The sequence below is a fragment of the Streptococcus suis genome, assembly GCF_024509555.1.
Taxonomy (GTDB): Bacteria; Bacillota; Bacilli; order Lactobacillales; family Streptococcaceae; genus Streptococcus; species Streptococcus suis_AD.
This window is the reverse complement of record NZ_JAMWEL010000093.1, coordinates 1-255: the sequence shown is the minus strand read 5'-3', so window position 1 is coordinate 255 and position 255 is coordinate 1. Positions and strand designations below refer to the sequence as shown.

Here is a 255-nt window from a genome sequence, read left to right as displayed (position 1 = left end):
ACACTGCTAAGAATAATCCAGACACAACAGCACCAGAAGTACCATCAGTAGTAGCTAACGAAGATGGCTCAGTCACTGTAACTCCATCAACCACAGCAGGTGATGATACTAAGACCGTTGACATCACATACACTGATGAAAATGGAACAGAACAAACAGTAACTGTTACTAAAGAAGATGATGGTACATGGTCCGTTCCAGCAGATTCAGGTGTCACTGTAGATCCTACTACAGGCGCAGTCACAATTCCAGCAG

At 43.9% G+C, this 255-nt stretch carries 1 pseudogene; it reads left to right on the top strand.

The features are described 5' to 3' along the window. Positions 1–255, top strand: a pseudogene (locus NF418_RS10800) (hypothetical protein); the annotation flags it as partial.